This is a genomic window from Chitinophaga sp. (genome assembly GCF_035564935.1).
GTDB lineage: Bacteria > Bacteroidota > Bacteroidia > Chitinophagales > Chitinophagaceae > Chitinophaga.
This window is the reverse complement of record NZ_DATMTE010000563.1, coordinates 1-5,297: the sequence shown is the minus strand read 5'-3', so window position 1 is coordinate 5,297 and position 5,297 is coordinate 1. Positions and strand designations below refer to the sequence as shown.

Here is a 5,297-nt window from a genome sequence, read left to right as displayed (position 1 = left end):
GGTAGTATTGCTATCAAATTGTTGGAATCTAATTAATGAACATTCAAAGTTATGAAGAAGATTTGCCAGCTCTCGCAAACAAAGCTATCAGGGCTTCATGCGTGCCGCTTACCGGCAGGAAGAAATCAATCTATCCAAAATGTAAATTCTAAAAGGAACAAAATGAAGTAAAAACTTTGTAAGCCTTGCCAGGCAAGCGCTTAAAAAAAACCGGCATCTGGGAAATGCCGGTAGCATCGCTATTAAATTGTCGGAATCTAATTAACGAATTTGCTAATTTATGAAAAAAAACAGTTACCCTGTATCTCTAAATTCACGTCTTCACAGACTATTAACAGTTATTGTGCTTTTTTTATGTACTCAACAAGTTGAGGCTATACATAGAAATGAGTACAGACTGGATCTGTCAAAAATCAAATGCTCACTGGCCGCGAAGAATATGCCATTAAGCGACGTATTTGACGTTCTTCAGAAACAAACTGAGTTTACCTTTATTTGTATTGACAATAACCAGTTACTGACAAAAAAAGTTAATCTTATCGATCATGATAAGAGTCTTTCGCTGATCCTTGATGCTATAGGGCGGGAGCTGAACTTTAGTTACCGGCAGGCAGGACAGCAAATTATTATCCGGCCATCGGTAGCGCCTGTGAGCCAGGCTGCAGTGCCACGGCTGATCAAAGGACATGTAACGGATGCGGAAAAGAGAAGTCTTCCCGGCGTATCCGTTTTGATCAAAGGAACCAATAATGGCACTGTAACCAGCCAGGAGGGCGATTTTTCGATCAAAGCCAATACCGGCGATGTGCTGGTTTTTACTTTTATTGGTTACCAGGCAAAGGAAGTGCCCGTAAGGGACGGTGATAGCTATTCAGTTGTACTGGAAGAGAGTTCCAAAGGATTATCGGAAGTAGTGGTCACCGCTTTGGGGGTGAAGAAAGAGAAAGCCAAACTTGGTTATGCTGTACAGGAAGTGCAGGGCGAAAGCCTTGTTAAAGCCCGGGAGCCTAACCTCGTCAACTCGCTGACCGGTAGGGTAGCCGGTTTAAATATCCAGAACTCAACCGATCTGTTCCAGGATCCGGGCATTTCACTGCGTGGCCGTAAACCACTGATCGTGATTGATGGTGTTCCGGATCAAACCGCGGACTTTTATAAAGTGAATGCCGATGATGTGGAAAGCATGACCGTTCTGAAAGGCGCGAATGCCTCTGCATTATATGGATCTATCGGCCAGAACGGCGCCATCATGATCACTACCAAACGTGGTAAAGGGAAAACGTTAAGTGTGGAAGTGAACTCGTCCACCCAGTTGCAGCCCAGCTTTATCCGTATTCCTAAAGTACAAACTGAATATGGCGCCGGCTTTAAAGGGAAGTATACTTATGTGGATGGTTCGGGCGGCGGTCCGGAAGGCTCCGGTTGGATATGGGGGCCGAAACTGGATCAGCGGGATCCAACTACCCCCAGCGGCTATTTTGAAACGCCCCAGTTCAACAGCCCCATCGACGAATCAACAGGGAAACGTATTCCTATACCATTCATTTCAAGAGGTAAGAACAATGTAAAAGACTTCTTTAATACCGGTGTGGTGGCGAGCAATAATATCAGTATCATGCAAAGCTCCGATAAAGGATCTTTCCGGGCATCTGCATCGCATATTTATCAAAAAGGCATCGTACCGAATACTGATTTGAATAACAGTTCATTTACCGTGGCGGGCAACTACAAATTATCAGACGCACTTACCATGGATGCGCGGTTGACCTACAACAAACAGTACACTGATAATTTCCCGGAAACCGGCTATGGTCCTACCAATTATCTCTATAACCTCGTTTTATGGACCGGTGCAGATATCAGTGTAAAAGACCTGCGGAACTATTGGGTGCCAGGTAAAGAAGACATCCAGCAACGTAACTATAATACTTCTTATTATAACAATCCTTATTTCCAGGCTTATGAATATTTGCGTGGTTACAATAAGGACAACACCTTCGGCTCACTGAACCTCACCTATAAGATCAGCCCGGAATTTTCGCTGCAATTCAGGAATGGTATCAACGCATATGGGCTGAACCGCACTTACAAGGAACCTAAAAGTTATATCGGGTACGGTAATAAATCCAGAGGTCAGTTCACAGTAGCCACCCAAAATTACTTCGATATTGCGTCCGACCTTATAGGTGATTATAACCATACCTTTACCGAGAGGTTCAAGATCCATGCGCAACTTGGCGGATCGAATTATTACCGTAATTATAAGTACGGTTCTTCCAATACAGATGGACTTACTATTCCGGGGTTTTATAATTTAAGCAATTCCGCAAACCCGGTTCAGTCAAACAATTTTTTAGAAGAAAGAAGAACCAGCAGTGTGTATGGTGTAGTGGACCTGGAGTTCCTGAATGCTATTTACCTGTCTGCCACCGGCAGGAATGATATCATCTCCACTTTGCCAACCGAGAATAACAGCTTCTTTTATCCATCTTTGAGTGCTTCTGTTGTCATTTCCCAGCTTGCAAAAATGCCTGCATCTGTGTCTTACCTGAAAGTCAGGGGATCCTGGTCAAGTGTATCCAGCGGTACCCTGAAGGATGATGATTATACTTACGGTTATTTGCCATCTTTTAACAAGGGAATTATCTGGAACAACCTGCCATCATTAACCTACGGTGATGTTTTGCTTAACAGTAAGCTGCATCCCCAAACCTCCGACAGTTGGGAGGCCGGGCTGGATGTCAAATTTCTTAATAGCCGTATAGGACTGGAAGCTACCTATTATCAGACCCGCGATTACAACAATATTGTTTCTGTACCAACGTCTATCGCCAGCGCTTATAACAGTCTGTTGGCCAATGGTAACGTTTACCAGCGGAAGGGAGTGGAACTGGTACTTACCGGTTCACCGGTGCGTAGTAAGGCATTTAATTGGGACGTTGCTATCAATCTTAGTCAGTACCGCCGTTACCTGAAGGAGATATACGGTAATGCCGAAACCCTGAACTACCTGAAGGTAGGCGACCGTACAGACAAGATATATGCCGGCGTGTACCAGGAAGATCCCAATGGCAATATTATTTACGGCAGCAACGGTTTTCCGCTGAATGATGTGTTCTCGCGTTTTATTGGTAACCGCGATCCGAACTGGACCTATGGGATGGAAAATATTTTCACCTACAAGAATTTCTCTTTCCGGTTCCTGGTGGATGGCCGTATTGGCGGTATGATGTATTCCACCACCAACCAGAAAATGTGGTGGGGCGGAACAAATACGGGCACAGTGAACCAGTTCAGAGACGACGCCAATGAAGGAAAGGCTACTTATGTCGGCAAAGGTGTGGTGGTAACAGGCGGAGAAGTAACTTATGATGCAAACGGGAATATCACCAAGGATACCCGCACTTTTGCTCCCAACACCAAAGCGGTTAACTACATCGATTATATGACCAATACCAGCAATGGGGCTAATAATAACTATAATTATTTTTCACAAACCTTCCTGAAACTCCGTGAGGTAACACTAACCTGGCAGCTTCCGGGGCAATGGCTGAACAGGTCGTTCATCAAGGGCGCCAACGTTTCCTTTGTAGGCCGCAACTTACTGTTGTTTTCCAAAATGCCGAATGTGGATCCCGATCCGGCTTCTGATGATCTTCAGACGCCCTCCACACGTTCTATGGGTATAAATTTTAACATTAAGTTCTAATCCGCTGATCAATGAAAAAAGTTGTCTTTATATTATTGAGTATCCTTGTGATACAATCAGGGTGTAAAAAATTCAGTGAATTTCAGACGGATCCTAATAAATCCACTATAGCCACGCCTGACCTGTTATTGAATGCTATAGCGCAAAGCGCTTTTCAGTCCACCGACATTGGTGCAGCGCTGGCCTGCCGCCAGATGGTGTATACAGACGCATCAAGTCTGCAACAGTATTACGGATGGGCCAGGGCCGGTTTTGATGGGTACAACAACCTGCGCCAGGTGCTGAAAATGGAGCAGGCTGCAACAACACAGGACAAACCGGAATACCTGCCGCTGGCAAAATTTTTCCGTGCCTGGTATTTCCTGCAGCTTACACAAACCTTTGGGGATATTCCCTACAGCGACGCGCTGAAAGGCGACGATGGTGTAAGTGCGCCTGCATATGATAACCAGCAGGACATTTATCTTAACATCCTTGACGATCTGAAAGCAGCTAATGGACTGATCACTTCCGGCACCGCGTCAGTACAGGGAGATATCATCTATAATGGCAATATGCAGCAGTGGAAACAGGCCATCAATACCTTATCCCTGCGTGTATTAATGAGCCTGTCGCTAAAAGTAAATGATGCGAAGATGGATGTCAGGAAACGTTTTGCGGAGATTGTGAATAACCCGGTGGAATACCCGGTTTTTACCGGTAACAATGATAACGCAGCGTTGGAATTTCACGATCTGCAGAGCAACCGTTACCCGTATTTCAATAACAACGACCTGCAAACGGCTGATTACATGGAGGAAAGTTTCGTAAACCTTTTAAAATCATTAAAGGATGTGAGATTATTCAGTTTTGCTGATAAGGCTCCTAAGTTTGCTGCTTTGCCTGCAGGTGATTTTAATGCCTATGGAGGCGCAAAAGGTAGCGCGCCGGTAAGCGATAACAATGCCCGTACCGTTGCCGGGGAGATTTCGAAAATAAACCCGAGATTTTATAACAACCCTGTCAATGAACCGAGTATTGCGCTGGGCTATCCGGAATTGCAGTTCATCCTGGCAGAAGGCGTACTGAAAGGATGGATTGCGGGGAGTGCCAGCGATTATTATGAAAAAGGGATCAGGGCATCTATGTCTTTTTATCATATAGATGAAACAGTGGTAGATACTTACCTGGCGCAGAACAGCGTGAAGCTTTCCAATGCTACGGCATTACAACAAATTATCACGCAGAAATATATTGCCTCCTTCTTCAACAGTGGCTGGCAATCATTTTACGAGCAACGCAGAACAGGATTACCGGCATTCGATGTTTCCGGTGCGGGTATGCTCAACAATGGCAAAATACCCAAAAGATGGATGTATCCGGAAACTGAGCTGCAGCGGAACCAGCAACATACTACTGAAGCTATAAGCCGCCAGTATCCTGAAGGGGATAACATTAACGGTGTTATGTGGCTGATCAGGCCCTGACCAATTTTCAGCCTGCCCGGCTAAGATGGCCGGGCAGGTTTGAAACAATAACTGTTTAACAGGATGAAAGATTTTATCTTGCAACTCAAACGGAAATACATGAATAAACTGACGAAATTAAC

Annotated in this window: 2 protein-coding genes; both read left to right on the top strand. The window is 44.9% G+C overall.

The genetic code is table 11. The features are described 5' to 3' along the window. Positions 1-439 precede the first annotated feature (439 nt). On the top strand, positions 440-3,709 hold the full coding sequence (locus tag VN105_RS14600; protein WP_325642124.1) for a SusC/RagA family TonB-linked outer membrane protein: 3,270 nt from the start codon (positions 440-442) through the stop codon (positions 3,707-3,709). A gap of 11 nt (positions 3,710-3,720) precedes the next feature. Next, on the top strand, positions 3,721-5,175 hold the full coding sequence (locus VN105_RS14595; protein WP_325642122.1) for a SusD/RagB family nutrient-binding outer membrane lipoprotein: 1,455 nt from the start codon (positions 3,721-3,723) through the stop codon (positions 5,173-5,175). The last annotated feature ends 122 nt before the right edge of the window (positions 5,176-5,297 follow it).